This is a genomic window from Marinococcus luteus, assembly GCF_900106595.1.
Taxonomy (GTDB): Bacteria; Bacillota; Bacilli; order Bacillales; family Marinococcaceae; genus Marinococcus; species Marinococcus luteus.
Window position 1 is genome coordinate 257,520 of the sequence record NZ_FNNC01000001.1, and the last position, 17,780, is coordinate 275,299.

Sequence of the window (17,780 nt, forward strand, 5' to 3'; positions counted from 1 at the left end):
GGTGACGTATGTAAAAAAACTCCCGGACGGCCTCGCCAACAAAATCGCGGCCGGGGAAGTCGTCGAACGCCCCGCCTCGGTCGTGAAGGAACTGGTGGAAAACGCGATTGACGCCGGCGCCACGACCGTCCAGGTGGACGTCGAGGAGGGCGGGCTGTCGCTTATCCGGGTGACCGACAACGGCCGCGGCATGGACCAGGAGGATGCGGAGCTTGCGTTTGAGCGCCACGCCACCAGCAAGCTGTCCCGGGAAAAGGACCTGTTTCAGATTGAGACGCTCGGCTTCCGGGGCGAAGCCCTCCCAAGCATTGCGGCCGTCTCGAACGTCACGATGGAAACCGGGGACGGACGCGAGGCCGGAGTGCTGATCCGCTACCAGGGCGGCAAGCGCATCGCCTGCACACCGTCCAAAAGCCGGCAGGGCACCCAGGTGGAGGTGCGCGACCTGTTTTTTAACACGCCCGCCCGGCTTAAATACGTGCGCACGATGAACACCGAGGTGGCAAACGTCGCGGACGTGATGAACCGGCAGGCGCTCGCGCACCCGGACGTCAGCTTCCGGCTGTACCATCACGGCAAGCAGCTGCTTCTCACGAATGGGAACGGCGGCCTGCAGCCGGTGCTCGCAGCCATTTACGGCCGGCAGACGGCGCGCGATATGCTGTACATCGAGGCGGAGACAGACGACTACCGGGTGAGCGGCTGGATCGCGAAACCCGAGACGTACCGCGCCTCGCGCCAGTACATGTCGACGTTTGTGAACCACCGCTACATCCGGCACTACCCGCTCACAAAAGCAATCGAAGCCGGCTACCATACGCTCCTTCCGATCGGCAAGCACCCGATCGCAGCCCTCCATATTGAAATGAACGTCGGGCTGATTGACGTAAACGTGCACCCGTCCAAGCTCGACGTGCGCGTCAGTAAGGAGGAGGAGCTGCTGCAGCTCGTCGAACAGGCTGTGCGGGAGCGGCTCCAGCAGGAGCGGCTCATTCCGGCGGGCGACCAGAAGCGGGCCAAATCGGCGCCTGCGTCCGAACAGATGAACCTCACCTTTGCCGAGCCTGCACCGAAGCCGGCACCAGAACCCCGGCGGGAGGAACCACCTGCACCAAGCGAGCCGGAACCGTCCCCGGTATCGCACGCCTCCGCTCACGAGGCGTCGTTCAGCGACGACGCCCCGGCCGAGGCGCCGGAAGCGGAGACCGTGTTTGAGCATACGGATGCGTGGCCCGAAGAGCAGGAGGCGCCGAAGCGGGAGCCCGAAGCCCCGGCGACGGAAAGCACCGGCCCGGAGCTGCCGGAGCTGCGCCCGATCGGCCAGTTTCACGGCACGTATATTCTCGCGGAAAACGAGGACGCGCTGTACATGATTGACCAGCACGCCGCGCAGGAGCGTATTTTTTACGAATACTTCCGCGTGAAAATCGGCGACGTGGACAAGGACGTGCAGCAGCTGCTCGTGCCGATTCTGCTTGAGGTGACGAAAGAGGAAGAAATCCTCATCAACGACCGCCAGAGTGACTTTGAAAACATCGGGATTTTCCTCGAGCCGTTTGGTGGCCAGACGTTCCGGGTGCACGCGCATCCGACCTGGTTTCCGGCAGGCGACGAAGAAAGCGTCATCCGCGAGTGCATCGAAGAAGTGAAAAACAACAAACGCATCAGCGTGCATGAGCTCCGCGAGGAAGCGGCCATTCTGATGTCGTGCAAGGCGGCGATCAAGGCGAACCGCTACCTGACAAAGGACGAAATCCAGGCGCTCGTCGACCGGCTGCGCACGTGCGAGAGCCCGTATACGTGCCCGCACGGCCGCCCGATCATCATCCACTTTTCCGACTACGACATGGAAAAAATGTTCAAGCGCATCATGTAGCTGCATAAAAGGGGAGAACGCCGTGATTATTACTACCGCCAAAAAACTGGACCCGGATGTGCGCGCGGAAGCCGAGGCAAAGGCACGGGCGTGGAACGCGCCGTATGTGCCGCGGGAGAAGCGATCGATCCAGCGCTGGCAGCGGGAGACGGATGAGGACATCTACATTGTGGCCACAGGCGGCGACACGTACTATCCGGCGACGGAATCCGCAGAGCCGCTCTCGTTTCACCCGTCGATGGCGTGGCTGCGCGGCCTGCACGTCCACCGGGGCGGGAGCGACCCGCTTCTTGAGGCGGCAGAAGTGCGGGAGGGCGATACGGTGCTCGACGCGACGCTCGGCTTTGGCGCCGACAGCATCATGCTTGCCCTCGGTGCGGGGAAGACCGGAACGGTGCTCGGCATTGAAAAACAGCCGGTCGTGGCGTCGCTTGTCCGCAAAGGGCTACGGCTTCCGGGGGAGTATCCCGGCTGGTTTACGGAGGCAATGCAGCGCATCACGGTCGTCCAGGGCGACAGCTTCCAGCTGATGCGCCTGCTGCCCGACAGCTGCATGGACGTTGTGTACCTGGATCCGATGTTTGCCGAAGCGGTGGACACAAGCCCGGCGATCGACCGGCTCCGTCCGGTGGCGGCTACCGACCCGCTGACAGACAAGTGGATTGAGGAGGCGCTGCGGGTGGCACGGCGCCGAATTGTCGTCAAGGACCATGCGGAGAGTCCGCATTTTAAACAGTATCAGTTAACCCCGGCCGGGCGGCGGAGCGCCGCAGTCCGGTACGGATGGAAGGAGGCATACACGTGAAGCAACCGGTACTCGCTGTTGTCGGCCCGACGGCGGTCGGCAAAACGCGGCTCGGCATCGAGCTGGCCCGTAAATACAACGGCGAAATTATCAGCGGCGACTCGATGCAGGTGTATGAAGGGCTGACCATCGGCACGGCCAAGCCGACGCTTGAAGAACGCCGTGAGGCCCCGCACCATCTCGTGGACATGCTGTCGCCGGACATGCCGTATTCGGCGGCGGACTTTAAGGCAAAGGCCGAGCCGATCATCGAGCGGCTGCACGGGGAGGGCAAGCTGCCGATTATCGTCGGCGGCACCGGCATGTACATCCGGGCACTCCTGCACGACTATTCGTTTTATGATGCGAAAAAGCAGGAGGGTGTACGCGAGAAGTGGGAGCTGTACGCGCGCCAGTACGGAAGCGACGCGCTGCACGCGAACCTTGCGCGCCGGGACCCGGAGCGCGCGTCTGCCATTCATCCGAACAACGTGCGCAAGGTCGTGCGGGCACTCGAAATTCTTGAAACATCGGAAGAAGGTCCAACTTTATCCAAAAAAATGCAAAAAAAGCATTCGCCCTACGCTTCATTCATGATAGGATTAACAATGAACCGTCCGTATTTGTATGAGCGGATCGAGCGCCGGGTCGACCGCATGATGGCCGACGGCCTCGAGCACGAAGCGCGCTGGCTGTACGAACGCTTCGGCGAGGAAGTACAGGCCGCCCAGGCGATCGGCTACAAGGAATGGTTCCCGTATTTCCGCGGGGACGCAGACACCGACTGGGTCGCCGAGCGGATGAAGCGCAATTCCAGGAGGTACGCCAAGCGGCAGCTCACCTGGTTCCGCAACAAAGAGGACGCACACTGGTATGATATTACCGATCGCTCCCGGCCGTTTGCCGACGAAGCGTTTGCTTCGATTCTGCGGCAGTTCGAGCGCGAGCATCGCTAATACATAAATCACTTACTAAGCCCGCAGTGGAAGGAGATTCAATCATGAAACAATCAGTCAATATCCAGGATCAGTTTTTGAATGTGGTACGCAAGGAAAAAATTCAGGTGACCGTCTTTCTGACGAACGGCTTTCAGCTGCGCGGCCTGATCAAAGCCTTTGACAACTTCACCGTCGTCCTCGACAGCGACGGCAAGCAGCAGCTCGTCTACAAGCACGCCATCAGCACCTTCGTCCCGCAGCGGACCGTCTCCCTGCAGACCGAAAGCGAGAGCGAAGAATAAAAAAAGAAGCTTCCCCGAAAGGAAGCTCCCGAAACCGCCCGTTCCTGTGGAAGCAGGGGCGGGTGGTTTTTAACTATACAGTGAAGACTTAATTACATTAACTAATTACAAATAAAGGGGTAGTATCAAAATGAAAATAGAATTAACTTGTTATCATCAAGATGATGTGCAAAAAGATAATGATTATAAAAAAGTCTTAGAATGCTCTAGTAAATTACTTTCATATTTGAATCAAGAAAGTACGCTTAAAAAAATAGATCAGGCTAATCAACCTGGTTCGAATAGCTTACTAGTACAAAATGCAATCAAAAAAGAGGTTCAAAAATTAGGTTTTATAAGTGAAAAAAATGGTTTATTTTCCCAATACGTGACCAAAGGTTTACGACCTGATTATTTTAAAAGAGTAAATGAAAGCGGAATATTATTTGAAGTCGAGCGAGGTAAGACGACCCAAAATAATATGGATCTGTTAGATTTATGGAAATGTCATATTTGTGAAGAGGCACATTATTTATTTTTATTAGTACCAAAAGCACTTAAGCAAAGTCCAAATAGAAATAGTACCAATACATACAATAGCGTTTGTGGTAGATTGGGGACTTTTTTTGAAAAACAAAACTACATAGATGTAAAAGCGGTTTTCATTTTTGGTTATTAAAAAATTAACCTATAGAATAATAAAAAAATATTTTATTATTAAAATGTTATAGGAGAAGAGAGAAAATGAACATTGATTATCATTTAAATAGAGCAAAGAAAATGGCGGACAATTACCAAAAGCTATACATAATTGAGAAGTACATGAAAGAGAGTTTGGTAAATAATGAATTGGAATCTAATCTATATTTTCATGAATATATTCCACTATTAAATGAAAATTATTTTGATAAATCTGTGAAAATGGATCTGTATAAATTAATAAAAGTAAGAAACAAAATTTGTCATATGGAGGTTTTAGATATTGAGGAAGAATCTCTTTTAAAAAAATGTTATAGAGATATTATAAAAAATAATATAAATCTTCATTCAAAATAAGATTAAGCTCCAAAAATTCGTTAAGATTAAAACATTTTAAACAATAGAAAGATTCTAGTTAGATTCTAGTTAATAAATACTAGAATCTTTTTTGATTTTCGCTTTATAAAAGCTACAATAGTTATATGAAAAATGCTAATAATGGAATAAAATATAATAAACTAAATGATTTGAAAATATTTTATACTATACATTTACAAGTAAATTGTGAAATTTTGGAGGTAAAAATGTATCTTACAGATATGAAATACGATGCTCAAAGAGATTGGATTAAAAATCAAAGAAGACACGGGCATAGTTGGGAAAAATTAAGCTATGCAAAAAGAGATTCCCCAGAAAAACTAGAGGAATTTTTAAAAAGTAGGGTTATGGACGATCATTGGGAAGAAATTTCAATAAATGAATGGTATGAGCTAGTTAAAAGTATAAAAAAAGTAGAAGATAGCTCCATTGAAGCTAGAGAAAGAGATAAAAGTGCCTCAATAACTGATGGGGTGCAAAATAATACTCTTGACATACCAAAAGATTCAGAATCCTCTTGGCAAATATATAAAAATAAACTATGGGAAAAAGGATTTACTGAAGTAGCAATAAATGAAATAGAAACTTCATGTATATTTATTTTAAAAAGGCTAAGTAGCAACACGAAAGACTCCGGCCCCATTAAAGGATTAGTAGTAGGAAACGTACAATCTGGAAAAACAGCAAATATGGCAGGTTTAATGGCCATGGCTTCAGACCATGGGTGGAATACTTTTATAGTATTATCAGGTTTAGTTGAAAACCTTAGAAAACAAACTCAAGACAGGTTAATTGAGGATTTGCATAATTCTGGGAATGTATCATGGTATTCTTTATCCGATGTAAAGGGAAATGCTCCAAGTGGAAGAAGAGCTCAAGATTTTGAGTTTAAAGAAGCCAAAGCTCATTTATATGTTTGTTTAAAAAATAGTAAATGGTTAAAAGGATTACTAGACTGGATGTATAAAGATCTTAAACAATATTCTAGAATGAAGATATTAGTTATAGATGATGAAGCAGACCAAGGCAGCATTAACACTGCAGACATAGAAAGCAATGTTAGAAAAACAATTAATCGTTTAATAGTAAACTTAGTAGAAGGGAAAAATAAACAAGATAAAGTTGTAGCTACTAAGCCTCAAGCTATGAATTATATTAGTTACACGGCCACCCCTTATGCAAACTTTTTAAATGAATATTCTAGAGAATCATTATATCCTAGAAATTTTATTCATTCACTAAGCACTACAAACGAATATTTTGGACCAAAAGAAATATTTGGGATAAGAGGTTCAGAAGATTTTGAAGGAATGAATATTACAAGAACTATTTATGAGAACGATATAAATCAAATTAAAGATATGCACAAAGGAAATAAAGATTTACCTAACTCCTTAAAAGAAGCTATTAGTTGGTTTTTATGTGCTGTGGCCTCCTTACGTTTACACAATTTTAAAAAACCATTAACTATGATGGTCCATTCAAGTCACAAACAAGACGATCATAAAAATACTTCTTATGCTATAAAAAATTGGCTGAAAAATGAGAAAGAGTCTATAATATTTGATTTGTGCAAGGAAGTTTGGAACAAAGAAACAAAATCTTTTACAAAAAAAGATTTACTAAATTCTTATGAAAATTACTCGGGTAATAAGGAGAAGATATTAGAGTTTCAACCTTTTTTAGAAATTTTGCCAGAGATTAAAATGTTAATTAAAGAAGTAAATCATATAGCGATGAATGAAGAAGGAGAGCCATCTTATAGCGAACATGTTCATCTTTGTGTAGATAACAGCGCAAATAACGGAATTAACTATGATGGTAATTACATGAGGCTATTATATCCAGATTCTAAAAAAGTTAAAGAAATGAATAGAGCTCCGGCATTTATTGTTGTAGGCGGCACCACGTTATCTAGAGGGTTGACAATGGAAGGGTTAGTAAGTACTTATTTCTTAAGAAATACAAAGCAAGCAGATACACTTATGCAAATGGGAAGGTGGTTTGGCTATAGGCCGAGGTATGAACTTTATCCAAGAATTTGGATGACTGAAAATACTAAAGAACAATTTGAATTTCTTTCCACTTTAGAGTATGAATTGAGAGCTACGTTAGAGGAATTTTCTAAAGCTTCAAAAGATCCTAGTGCGTACGCGCCGCGAGTAAAAAATACTCCGGCAGTTTCTTGGATGCGCGTTACGGCCTCTGATCGTCAACAAGCAGCAACAGAGATTGAAGTTGATTATACAGGTTTTAGCCCCCAAACTATAATTTTTAACAATGAGAAGAAAGAACAATTACACAATATTAATGTAACTGAAAATTTTCTATTTAGTTTAGCTGAAATTGAAGGGGCAAATAATTCTTCGGAAAATCAGTTTATATGGAAAAATGTATCTTTTGATTTCATCGCTGAAAATTTATTGAAGAAAATGGTTTTTCATCCACGAATGAGAACGTTTAATAAAGATGAGTTGAATCCATTTATTGAATGGGTTAAAGAAAAAACTAAAGAAGATGAATTGAACAATTGGAACGTTATAGTCTCAGGGAAAAAAATTAATAACTTGAAAGAAAATGAAATTTGGAATTTGCCTTTAAGGGGTAAGGTAGGAAAAGTTACAAGAAATAGAAAATCTACTTTTGAAGATGAAAAAAGTATTAATATTGGTGTTTTAAGGGATCCCTCAGACTTATATGCAGATATAAATTTTGGAGAAGAAGATAAAAAAGAAATAAGCAAGATAAAATCTAAAGCTCACAAAATAGGTGGGGTTGATGAGGTGCGAGCCTTTTATGGACTAGGTGATACTCCTCAATTAATTATATATCGAATCGACAAAAACTCTAAAACAAACGCCGAAAGAAGAGAAAATCTAGAAGCAGAAGAGGATATTATTGGTATCTGTCTTCGTATTCCTGGGATGAATTCTAAAAATGGAAATAGTTATGGTGCTTTACAGATACAAATAGAAAATTATGACGAAACCAAAGAATCGGAGGTCAATGAATGAAGGTAGAAATTGCTCCACATGAAAGAATGTCTGAAACTGGGAGTTCCTTGATAAGATTGATTCAAAGTAATGAGCTCCCTACTCTGGATTTATTAATAAGAGAAGCAATACAAAATAGTTCAGATGCTGTAAAAGAAGAAGCAGAGTCTGTAAAAGTAGCTTTTAATATAAGTAACTTTGAATCTAATAATTTAAGTAGGCATTTTGAAAAAATTTCTGAAACATTAAATGAGCAATTTAAGAACGAAACCAGTAAATATCTTGAAATTAGAGATACTAATACTACAGGTTTAACTGGTCCTCTACATCATAATGATGTAGAAGATAATGAGCTTGGTAATTTAATAAACTTAGTGTATGAAATTAGTAAGCCACAGCAAAAAGTAGGGGCTGGTGGTTCCTGGGGTCTGGGTAAAACAATTTACTTTAGAGTAGGCGTGGGACTGGTGATTTATTACACTCGTATTCTCAATGAAAATAATGAATACGAGTCTAGATTGGCAGCATGCCTGGTAGAAGATGAAAAAAAAGATAATTCACTGCTTCCAATTGAAACTAGAGGCCCAAGAAGAGGGATAGCATGGTGGGGAGCTCCCAGGGACGAAAAACACACTATTCCTATAACAAACGAAAATGAAATAAATGAAATCTTAAAAGATGCAAATGTAGAACCTTTTAAAAAGGGTGAAACTGGAACCTCGATTATTATTCCTTATATAGATGAAGAAAAATTAGTTCAAAGTGCTAAAGCAAGTTACGAAGAGGCTCCTACATGGACAAATAATATTGAAAAATATATAAAGAGAGCGACTGAACGATGGTATTCTCCCAGGATAAATAATAATTGCTATGCAATGAATAAACCTTTACTTGTTTCAATAAATGGTAAAGAAATCAATCCTAATGAAATGCTTCCTCTTTTTAGAGTGATGCAAGATTTGTATAACAAATCAAGCTATGCCTTAAAAAATAAAAGTAATATTTTACTTGAAGATAAACAATTAAATTTAGAAAAAATATTTGTGAGAAAAATTTTCAAAACAAATGGAGAAGCCGGGGAAATTATATTTACAAAACTTTCAAAAGCAGATCTACTTATGTTACCACCATATAATTATCCTTCCCACTATGATCAAGCGGCTTTAGATGTTTCAGGTGAAGTAAGTAACCCTCCAATGATTGGATACTTAAGAAAACCAGGGATGATTATAAATTACGACATTGAAGGAGATTGGGCTAGTAGCATCCAGACTCCTTCGGAAGAAGAATTTGTCGTGGCATTATTCGTTCCAAACTCAAGGAAAGAACTATCGGAGAATTATAATTCAATTTTATTAGAGGAATATCTACGTATGGGTGAAAAAGCTGACCATACCTCTTGGAATGATCAACCTATAAATGAAAAAAATCCAAAGCTGGTTTCTAAGATTAAAGGACAAGTTGCTCGAAAAATTAATCAATATTTTGTACCTAATAAAGATAAGGAAAAAAATGAGACCAAGCAAATTAAACTAGGAAAATCATTAGCTAATATACTTCTTCCTCCAGAAGATTTTGGAAAACGAACAAATGGAGAGGTAAATAAAGGTAATGGAGGTGGCCAAGGGAGAGTTAAATCTTTAACTAATAAATCTTCATTATCTTTATTGGGAGACCCCAAATTTTCTAATGGAGAAGTGCATTCAGATTTTGAAATAATAATAGGCAAATCATTAGAACAGACGACTTTAGAATTAAGAGTAATAACTGAGAACGGCACAATGACTTCAGAAAAATGGGAAGACGATAAATACATTGGTACAGCTTTTCCGCTTATCATGACAAGCTTCTATATTTCGAAAATTGAAGTTGATAATAAAGCGATCTTGTGTGAAAAAGTGCATGACTTTACCAAGGAATTGTTAGATTTAAACGAAGTAACGATCTCCTCGAAGAAAACTAACAAATATCAAATCAACAGCGGTATTGAAATTCACAAAAAAATTGAGGAAAGTTGTGTTATATATGGAACAGTAAGTTTTAAAGGAAACCAAAATAATGTTAAAGGATCTTTAACGATTTTTGATAAAGTTGGTGTGAAGTAATGAGCATAGCAATAAACTTTTATCCTACAATAAATGATAAATTAATAAACAAAATTGGTCTTCAAGTTGAAGATTATAAAGTTAGTTATTTAAAGGGGAACAATGTTGACATGGAGACCGAATCTATAAGGGAACGAGGTAAAACAGAGTATATACAAGTGATAGATAGTTCTTATGAATGGGATCCAGTTGAGTATGGACTCAGTATCCAGAGAAAGATTACTATTAATAATCCAAGATTTCTTTTTGGCCCTGCAGGTGTAGCACCCAAAAACGCTGTTATTTCATTGGGGATTATATGGTCCTGTAAATCTGTAAAAACCAGAGGAGCAAAAGAAATTTCTCAATTTGATGCTACAAATCATTCACCAATAACATTTGATTTAAAATTAGATTTTGATGAGGGATTCTTAAAAAAAGAGTTAAAATTGGAAATGGTACTATATATAAAAAAGCCAGGCGAATTATTTGAAGGTGAAGAAATGCTTGGCAATACACCCGGATTAAATTTAGGTTCAATTAGAGAAACAACTACTTTACTAGAGGGGAACGGTTCAATATTCCCTGTTGTAGAGGTGAAAGATTCAGGAAGTCCTCTCTGGTGGGTTGAATGTTCCTGGGAAGATCCACAAGAAGATTTATTTGATGAGGAGAATATAAAAATTTGTATAAATAAGGCTCATCAAAATTTCTCGCTTGTCTATGCAAAGGCAGAAAACATGTTAGATTCTCCTCTGCTTTTAGAAATTATAGCTTCTGCTCTTCAAATAATCATACAAGAGGTCCAACATTCTGATTACTGGGAAAATATTAAAAAAAATGAAAATAATTCTACTGGAAGTATTGGTGAGGCGGTGTACTATTTTTTAAATATGTTTAATTGGAACTTCACTTCTCCAAGATTGTTAAGTAAAACTATTCGCGAATACCTTGAAACAAGCATAGAACAGTGAAGGTGATAAGTTTTGAAATGGAATAAATTGAATAAGCAAGATGCTGAATTAATTTTTAATCAATGGAAAAATAGCGCACCAAAAGGAGAACCAGCCAGTGAAGAGGAAGAAAAACTTAGAAATAAACTATTATCAAGCTTCAATTTAATATTATCTGAGCTTAATATAGAAAAGGAAGAATTAAATAATAAATTCAGATATCAATTTGATTTAGAGTTTGGTTTAAGTTTATATAAAATTCTTAACTCTTATAAAAGTTTTACTCAAAGAGAAGCAGGCGATAATGATATTTGGAGATACATGTCTATTTATATTATTCCAGATGTTATTTACTACCGTTTTGGATTTAATGAAAGTAGATATTGGAAGAATTCTAGTAGACTATCCTTGAAAGTAATGTGGTGGTATGTACATTTATCCTGGCAGGGAACTGAGGAAGAAACTAGAAAAATTTTAAAAGGCAATAACACAGATGATATCGCACAATTAGTTGAAAGAGCAGGTCCAGAAGGCTACAGACCAGAATTCGCTAGAGAATTGATGAAATATTATGGTTCAAATGTTAAAAAATTTAAATCTAGAGACCCTTTTATTTTCAGAAAAGTAATGAGATTAAATACAGCAAAAGTCGAAACAATGGAACCGGGCTTGCATCCAGGAGGGGAAGTAGCTTATGTTAGAGAATTATTTAAGTTCTTTAAGTTATAAAAGTATTCAAGTCGTAGATTTATTTTCTGGATGTGGTGGCCTTTCTTATGGTTTTAAAGAAGCAGGATGTGAAATAGTCAGTGGAATAGAACTGGATACAGAAGCGGCAATTACCGCTTCTTATAATCTTCATTGGAAAGAAGGAGTAGATAGGGAACATTTTTGCAAAGATATACGGAATGTAAATATTAAAGAAATAAAGCAAACTATAGATTATAGTAGGCCTCTTATGGTAATAGGAGGACCTCCTTGCCAGGCATATTCTAGAGCGGGGATAGCTAAATTACGTTCGCTGGGAGAGGATCGAATACATACTAAAGATGGCAGAGGCATGCTTTATCAAGACTTTATTAACTTTGCAATCGAGTTAAATGCTGATTGGGTAGTTATGGAGAATGTATTAGAAGCAACAAATTATGGGGGGAAAAACATACCTGAAATTGCCTGCGAAATACTCAAAAGTAATAGTTATTCAGCAGGATGGACAATCTTAAACGCTGCAGATTTTGGAGTTCCTCAGACAAGAGAGAGAGTTTTTATGGTTGCATCGAAAAATAAAGAGGTTGGAGTTAATATTTTGCCTGCTCCTACACATAAAGCAATAAACAACAAAATAACTCAAGGAAAAAAAAGAATAAATAAATTCAAAAACCTTCCATTCTTCTTAGAACCCAAAGAGCCGCGTAAGCCAATTAATGAGTGGGTGAGTACTAGAGAAGCTTTATCAGATTTGCCTTCATTGCATAAAAGTTCAAAATCGAATTATCGTTATTATCCGTTGAATGTAAATCTTCCGTACATATCGGAGCCAGAAAACAGTTTTCAAAGATTAATGAGAAGAAAAAAATCGGTGTCAGATTCGGTAGTTACCGGCCATGGTTATCGAAAAACACTAAGAGATTTCCCTATATTTGAACGCATGGAGCCTGGTGACAATTATTTAAAAGCTCATGAAATAGCTGAAGATATTTTTGAAAAACACTGTGAGCGTTATGAAATCAATCCCTCAAAGCATTACAAATTATATGAGGAAGAAAAAAAGAAATTTGTACCTCCATACAGTCGTGATAAATTCTTTGGAAAATGGACGAAATTACACCCGGACTTAACGTCGCACACGCTTACTGCTCATTTATCAACTGATACATACAGTCATATTCATCCGTGGGAGTCAAGAGGAATTTCAGTCAGAGAAGCAGCAAGACTCCAATCTTTTCCGGATGATTTTATATTTCAATGTGGGATGAGTGAAGCATACAAACAAATAGGAAATGCTGTACCTCCTTTACTTGCCAAAGCTTTAGCTTCAAGTATTTGCGACTTTGAATTTCAAACAGAAATTGATAGTAAGGTTTCAGAAATGAGGAAATAATTCATGGATTTGAGACAAGAGATTGAGCGAAGTTTTGCCAATTTGCAAAAAGGTCGAGCTTCATTTATTGAAGAATACAATTGTGTGGTTTTTATATTCGAAAATGAATTATATGGAGTAGCCATACCGTATTTCGGAAAAAAAATAAACGAAAGTTTCGCTAATGTACAGTTTTATTCAAATCAAATAAATTTTGGGGACGAGGAGAAAAAGTATTTGATATTGGCTTCTAATAAATATCATTTACGAAACGAGTTTTCATTGATTTGTGCTAATTTTGCTGACCAAGGTTCAAATAATACTAAAAGATCTACATTGTTAAAGGATCCTTTAGATTGGTGGGAGAGATGGAAAGAGCTTTTAGGAAATACAGTAAGAAACAAAAAAACCTATAGTATAATAGCGGAAATGCTAGTAGTTAAATATCTTCATTTAAAAGGTGAAAAAGTGAAATGGAAGCCAAGTGATTATGCCACTCATGATGTTGAAACGGAAAAAGAAACATACGAAATTAAATCTACTTCGGTAAAATATAAAGAAGAAGTAACAATAAACAGCCAATTCCAATTAAAAGATTTAGATAACCTTATATTATGCAGATATGAGAAATCAAACAGTGGGCAATCAGTGGAAGATCTTGTAGAAGACTTAACGAATCTAGGGTGGGATAGGACCTTTTTAAATAAAGAATTAAACGAAGTTGGTATAACTGAAGGTTCTTCCTCGCGCAATCATAAATACAAAACTTTAGAAATTAGAAAATATATTGTAGATGACAAGTTCCCAGGAAAGGAATTATTAAATTTTTTACAAAGCTTCAATGATCCCTCTATTGGGAAAGTTTCTTTTGATATTAATTTAAAAGGAAAAGAATATAAAAAAATACAATAAGTGAAAACATTAAATCCATACTTTTTGATAAATCTAAATAGCAAGCACTATTGGAGAGAGGCATTCTCACTCTCAAAGTAATCTTTTATAGGCTATTAAATTTTTTCAATTGGCAAATAAACCTACAAAAAGCTTGTTAGTATTAGAAAATCAATATACGCATCTATTGAGTCATCGTTTTAAAAATATAACTTGTTTAAGCTAAATTCAAATTCGAAGATTTTCATATTGATTTTATTATGTAAAAAGGTAATTAATATTTTTCGTTCACGTACTTTAAAAAGTCATGTATAGACCACAATTTCTGTCTGTAGGCCCTGGGGTATTGATTATGGTAGGGTTTTGGGACTACCAGCTGTAAGTGAGCATTTTCCATTTCTTCTAATTGATTTTCAGATATTCCTTGCTGCAAAGTAAGTAAATGTTTCTGTGGTACACGTTCTCCTTCACTCAACACCTGTCTCCATCGGTCTTTACATGTTGTTTTGGCCCCTAAAAGAATCAAATTTTCTGGTGGGAATGCTAAATTTTGATATGCTTCGGTGGAAGGGAGGAGAAAATCAGGTTTTTTTCTTCCTTCCGTTTGTCCGGGATTAGCAAATGGAATATTTTGTTGAGTGAAAATATGATTTACATGATGTTCTAGACTCCTACCTGCGCGGCTTTTTCTTCTATTCAGCGCACTATTCGCAAAGTCTAACAATGACTGTAGGTCATAAAAAGGTTCAATAAGTTTATCTTTATAAACTTCTCGCTCGATCAGCCTAAATACGGTATATTCTGTGTCGATCCAATTAATTAAATCTTTATCGTAATCAATCGAGGTTTTATTATAATATTCCATAAAAGCTTTTCTGGAAATATGAGCCATAATAGATGTGTCCGGGAAGGCATCATAACCCGCTACCAACTCCAACACTTTATCTTCAAATGTTTGTGTTTCCGTAATGTAACCATACTCTTGATAAACCGAATAATTCCGCGTGAATGACAGTGAAAAAGTCTGAGTAAATTCCTCGATTTCTTCTTCAGTATTAAAAATATATACTTTATAATCTTCGTTGTTTCTTTTTGATAAAGGAATAAAAACAATAAGAGCTCCAACTAGATCATCACGTTCTTCGCGCTGAAAAGTACCGTTGGACCAAAAGCGAGTAATACGAAATTCTTTCTTCGATGTATAATATACGACCCTACTATCAAATGATTTCCCATTATGTAGGTCAATTTTAACAAGGCGCTCTTCTATCCCCGTTTCAAGGACAGGACGTTCGTTGAAAAAAATATTCCATGCATCCATACTGAGATAGATTCCGTCCTGATGAGAACCATTGCTACCAGTATCATTGGGCGATAAAAATTTGCAAAAAAAGCGACCGCTTTTTCTAGCCGCTTCAATGGCGTTAACCAGGTTTTCCAAATTATGCTCCATCAATAATCGTGCTCCCCGTCATCGTATGATTTGTTCAATACCTTTTCGTGGGTAGGTTTAAGTTGTGTTTTGTATTTGAATAAAGATCGCTATCGCGGCTTCGTCTAGATCATCATATTTTATCGAAGTTACTTGATGATTTTCATAGAACTGGACATGAATTTTTTCCTGGTCTTTGAGGAAAAATGCTCGGGCAATCTCGGCTTTGTCAGCATAGAAATCTTTACGGCTACTCGTTTCTCGTACCAGTTCAATCAACGATTGGTGAATATATTCCAGCGAAGTATCACGTGTCATGTTTTTGCTCCTGGTAATAGATACAGATAGTAGTTAAGGGACAGCTGGTGCAATTGGGCCTGGGGGTACAAATGGCTCTGGTGAAGTCCAACAGGGCATAATTAAACGTCTGATAGTCCGTATTGGGTGTAAGGTGGTCGGCCAGATCAATAAACCATTTTTTTCTCCGGGTTTCGGCATCGGTAGCAAAACCAAATACCCTTCCATACAGACGAACAACATTACTATCAATAATGACATCCCGATAACCCAGATGCAGAGAGCGATACGCTGCTGCAATGTAGGCTCCAACACCCCGTAACTGCAATAGTTCTTTTCTTTCTTCCGGTATGCCTTTTTCCATAAGCTGGGCGGCTAGGTCTCTCAGCACATTTTCCCTCCAGGTGAGACCGAGGGTATGAAATACCCTGGCCTGTTCATCCTGAAGGTAGTCACCGGGAGAGGGATATTTTTGAACGAAATCATTATATGCTTGTTCGACCTGATTGGCATTTGTGCGCTGAAGCATCATTTCAGCTACCAGGGCGTGCCAGGCGTTAGCTGTATACCTCCAGGGAAAGGGGGCAAAGTGCTTCTCTCCCCATTCAATTAACAGCGATCGAAACGAGGTCAATTGGGGTTCGGAAGGAGCATTCCATTCGGTCGGTTGCATCTGTCATCCTTCTTTCAAAATAATGGTCGGTAAGGGGGCCGTTTCTTTCACAACGGCAGGGAATATTCCGTCGCTAGATGTTCTATCACTTATATAGATATCTTTCCTTTTTGGCGCTTTTATCTTATCCATGTTGTAAGTGAACGCTGGAATTGTCCTGTTCTACCTGTTCAAGTTTGGTTATAAACTCCTGAGCTACGGCACTCACAAGGGGAACAGTAACCGAATTGCCAAATTGTCGATAGGCCTGGGTGTCAGATACTGGGATGGAAAACGTGTCCGGAAAGCCCTGCAGTCTTGCGCATTCCCGTGGCGTTAGCCGCCGGGGGTTTTTATTCCGCTGAGGAATAAGAATTTCCGACCCATCTTTATGATAACGCGCACTTAATGTTCTGGTGACTCCGTTCAAGTCTACTTTTCCAAAACCAAAACCGTTGCCTTTTGCTTTGTGTTTGGCAGAATACGCCTGCAGATAATCCCATAGTTTATCCGAGAGTGTATATTTTGGATTTACATTTTTCTCTAGAATATCTTTTACTTTTGCACTGGGTTCTGGTAATTCCAGTTCATCCAGCGGATTATTGACGTTCAATGATTCATGCACGCCGGCGATAAATATCCGCTCCCGGTGCTGTGGGACAAAATGCTGGCCATCCATGATCCGGGAGGAAACGGAGTAGCCCATTTCCTGAAGGGTGTCGCATATCACCCGGAAGGTTTTTCCTTTATCATGGCTGCGTAGATTTTTCACGTTTTCCAGTAAGAAGGCCTTTGGGCGTTTGTGCTTGATGATCCGGGCAATATCAAAAAATAAGGTTCCCTGCGTTTGATCCAGAAAGCCATCTTCTTTGCCCAGACTTCGTTTTTTGGAAACCCCGGCGATGGAGAAGGGCTGGCAGGGGAAACCGCCAACGAGCATATCATGGTCGGGAATATCGTCCACCGGGATCTGCGTGATATCTCCTTCCGGGATCTCTCCGAAATTTTCAAAATACGTTTTTTTGCAGAACTTATCGATTTCGGAAGAAAACAAACATTTGCCGCCAGCAGCTTCAAAAGCCAGACGCATACCCCCGATGCCGGCAAATAGATCAATGAAGGTGAACTTGGATTCCTCCAAGGGCAGTTTCATCTGATAGGTCAGTTCATCGTTCAGGGTCTTTTTCACGAAATCCTGTATGGACAGACCGTTTTTTTGAGAGGTCTGTTTTAATTTGGAATGTAACTGTTCGTCGAGTTTGATATGTATCTGTTTATCGTCTTTATTTGGCATTCTTCGTTCCTCCAGGCATTTTTATATACCTAACTTAACCCAAAAACCCTAGACATACAAGTACAACGTATTTGATAAAGCGGAAAACTATACTTACTAGAATTTATCGTAGTGAAAATTGTATTCAATTATCATTTAAATTAAATAA

General features: G+C 40.1%; 16 protein-coding genes. 12 read left to right on the top strand and 4 right to left on the bottom strand.

Annotated elements, in window-relative coordinates; all coding sequences use genetic code 11:
* Window position 1: 1 nt before the first annotated feature.
* The 12 genes from mutL (at window position 2) to BLV22_RS01305 (ending at window position 13,978) form a co-directional block, all read left to right on the top strand.
* Window positions 2–1,876: a DNA mismatch repair endonuclease MutL gene (gene mutL / locus BLV22_RS01250; protein WP_091610376.1), complete on the top strand. Its 1,875-nt coding sequence runs from the start codon at window positions 2–4 to the stop codon at window positions 1,874–1,876.
* A 238-nt stretch (window positions 1,877–2,114) separates the two neighbouring features.
* Window positions 2,115–2,681: a class I SAM-dependent methyltransferase gene (locus BLV22_RS14875; RefSeq protein ID WP_281241095.1), complete on the top strand. Its 567-nt coding sequence runs from the start codon at window positions 2,115–2,117 to the stop codon at window positions 2,679–2,681.
* Window positions 2,660–3,616 (top strand): tRNA (adenosine(37)-N6)-dimethylallyltransferase MiaA, encoded by a 957-nt coding sequence (miaA, locus tag BLV22_RS01260; RefSeq protein ID WP_245723988.1) that lies wholly within the window; start codon window positions 2,660–2,662, stop codon window positions 3,614–3,616. The genes BLV22_RS14875 and miaA overlap by 22 nt, the downstream gene beginning before the upstream one ends.
* Before the next feature lie 44 nt (window positions 3,617–3,660).
* Window positions 3,661–3,900 carry an RNA chaperone Hfq gene (gene hfq, locus BLV22_RS01265; protein WP_022792841.1) on the top strand — a complete coding sequence of 80 codons (240 nt, stop codon included), beginning with the start codon at window positions 3,661–3,663 and terminating at the stop codon, window positions 3,898–3,900.
* A 130-nt stretch (window positions 3,901–4,030) separates the two neighbouring features.
* Window positions 4,031–4,558 carry a hypothetical protein gene (locus tag BLV22_RS01270; protein ID WP_091610381.1) on the top strand — a complete coding sequence of 176 codons (528 nt, stop codon included), beginning with the start codon at window positions 4,031–4,033 and terminating at the stop codon, window positions 4,556–4,558.
* A gap of 65 nt (window positions 4,559–4,623) precedes the next feature.
* Window positions 4,624–4,935 carry a hypothetical protein gene (locus BLV22_RS01275; protein ID WP_091610383.1) on the top strand — a complete coding sequence of 104 codons (312 nt, stop codon included), beginning with the start codon at window positions 4,624–4,626 and terminating at the stop codon, window positions 4,933–4,935.
* Between the two features lie 125 nt (window positions 4,936–5,060).
* Window positions 5,061–7,970, top strand: coding sequence for a Z1 domain-containing protein (locus BLV22_RS01280; protein ID WP_091610385.1), 2,910 nt, complete (start codon window positions 5,061–5,063; stop codon window positions 7,968–7,970).
* Entirely contained in the window at window positions 7,967–10,054 is a 2,088-nt protein-coding gene (locus BLV22_RS01285) for a hypothetical protein (protein ID WP_091610387.1), read from the top strand. Before BLV22_RS01280 ends, BLV22_RS01285 begins: the two co-directional genes overlap by 4 nt.
* Window positions 10,054–11,007: a hypothetical protein gene (locus BLV22_RS01290; protein WP_091610388.1), complete on the top strand. Its 954-nt coding sequence runs from the start codon at window positions 10,054–10,056 to the stop codon at window positions 11,005–11,007. The genes BLV22_RS01285 and BLV22_RS01290 overlap by 1 nt, the downstream gene beginning before the upstream one ends.
* A 12-nt stretch (window positions 11,008–11,019) precedes the next feature.
* Window positions 11,020–11,715, top strand: a complete 696-nt coding sequence (locus BLV22_RS01295; RefSeq protein ID WP_091610390.1) for a DUF6339 family protein — start codon at window positions 11,020–11,022, stop codon at window positions 11,713–11,715.
* Window positions 11,681–13,087 carry a DNA cytosine methyltransferase gene (locus tag BLV22_RS01300; protein ID WP_091610391.1) on the top strand — a complete coding sequence of 469 codons (1,407 nt, stop codon included), beginning with the start codon at window positions 11,681–11,683 and terminating at the stop codon, window positions 13,085–13,087. Before BLV22_RS01295 ends, BLV22_RS01300 begins: the two co-directional genes overlap by 35 nt.
* A gap of 3 nt (window positions 13,088–13,090) precedes the next feature.
* The gene (locus BLV22_RS01305; protein WP_091610393.1) at window positions 13,091–13,978 is read left to right on the top strand and encodes a PD-(D/E)XK motif protein; all 888 of its coding nucleotides are present in this window, start codon (window positions 13,091–13,093) and stop codon (window positions 13,976–13,978) included.
* 253 nt (window positions 13,979–14,231) lie between these two features.
* Here the strand turns inward: BLV22_RS01305 and BLV22_RS01310 are convergent, their stop codons facing one another.
* The 4 genes from BLV22_RS01310 to dcm all read right to left on the bottom strand — a co-directional run bounded on the left by BLV22_RS01310 (window position 14,232) and on the right by dcm (window position 17,632).
* Window positions 14,232–15,410: a type II restriction endonuclease gene (locus tag BLV22_RS01310; RefSeq protein ID WP_091610395.1), complete on the bottom strand. Its 1,179-nt coding sequence runs from the start codon at window positions 15,408–15,410 to the stop codon at window positions 14,232–14,234.
* Between the two features lie 57 nt (window positions 15,411–15,467).
* Window positions 15,468–15,707 carry a hypothetical protein gene (locus BLV22_RS01315; protein WP_091610397.1) on the bottom strand — a complete coding sequence of 80 codons (240 nt, stop codon included), beginning with the start codon at window positions 15,705–15,707 and terminating at the stop codon, window positions 15,468–15,470.
* Window positions 15,697–16,359, bottom strand: a complete 663-nt coding sequence (locus BLV22_RS01320) for an HhH-GPD family protein (protein ID WP_091610399.1) — start codon at window positions 16,357–16,359, stop codon at window positions 15,697–15,699. Before BLV22_RS01320 ends, BLV22_RS01315 begins: the two co-directional genes overlap by 11 nt.
* Window positions 16,360–16,483: 124 nt before the next feature.
* Window positions 16,484–17,632, bottom strand: coding sequence for a DNA (cytosine-5-)-methyltransferase (gene dcm / locus BLV22_RS01325; protein ID WP_091610400.1), 1,149 nt, complete (start codon window positions 17,630–17,632; stop codon window positions 16,484–16,486).
* Window positions 17,633–17,780: the final 148 nt, after the last annotated feature.

Bases quoted from the DNA above. Each gene is read 5' to 3' on its own strand.
- BLV22_RS01315 (WP_091610397.1), bottom strand. From the start codon at position 15,707: ATGACACGTGATACTTCGCTGGAATATATTCACCAATCGTTGATTGAA.
- BLV22_RS01280 (WP_091610385.1), top strand. From the start codon at position 5,061: ATGAAAAATGCTAATAATGGAATAAAATATAATAAACTAAATGATTTG.
- BLV22_RS01305 (WP_091610393.1), top strand. From the start codon at position 13,091: ATGGATTTGAGACAAGAGATTGAGCGAAGTTTTGCCAATTTGCAAAAA.
- BLV22_RS01285 (WP_091610387.1), top strand. From the start codon at position 7,967: ATGAAGGTAGAAATTGCTCCACATGAAAGAATGTCTGAAACTGGGAGT.
- BLV22_RS01320 (WP_091610399.1), bottom strand. From the start codon at position 16,359: ATGCAACCGACCGAATGGAATGCTCCTTCCGAACCCCAATTGACCTCG.
- miaA (WP_245723988.1), top strand. From the start codon at position 2,660: ATGGAAGGAGGCATACACGTGAAGCAACCGGTACTCGCTGTTGTCGGC.
- hfq (WP_022792841.1), top strand. From the start codon at position 3,661: ATGAAACAATCAGTCAATATCCAGGATCAGTTTTTGAATGTGGTACGC.
- dcm (WP_091610400.1), bottom strand. From the start codon at position 17,632: ATGCCAAATAAAGACGATAAACAGATACATATCAAACTCGACGAACAG.
- BLV22_RS01275 (WP_091610383.1), top strand. From the start codon at position 4,624: ATGAACATTGATTATCATTTAAATAGAGCAAAGAAAATGGCGGACAAT.
- BLV22_RS01300 (WP_091610391.1), top strand. From the start codon at position 11,681: ATGTTAGAGAATTATTTAAGTTCTTTAAGTTATAAAAGTATTCAAGTC.
- BLV22_RS01290 (WP_091610388.1), top strand. From the start codon at position 10,054: ATGAGCATAGCAATAAACTTTTATCCTACAATAAATGATAAATTAATA.
- BLV22_RS01270 (WP_091610381.1), top strand. From the start codon at position 4,031: ATGAAAATAGAATTAACTTGTTATCATCAAGATGATGTGCAAAAAGAT.
- BLV22_RS01310 (WP_091610395.1), bottom strand. From the start codon at position 15,410: ATGGAGCATAATTTGGAAAACCTGGTTAACGCCATTGAAGCGGCTAGA.
- BLV22_RS14875 (WP_281241095.1), top strand. From the start codon at position 2,115: ATGGCGTGGCTGCGCGGCCTGCACGTCCACCGGGGCGGGAGCGACCCG.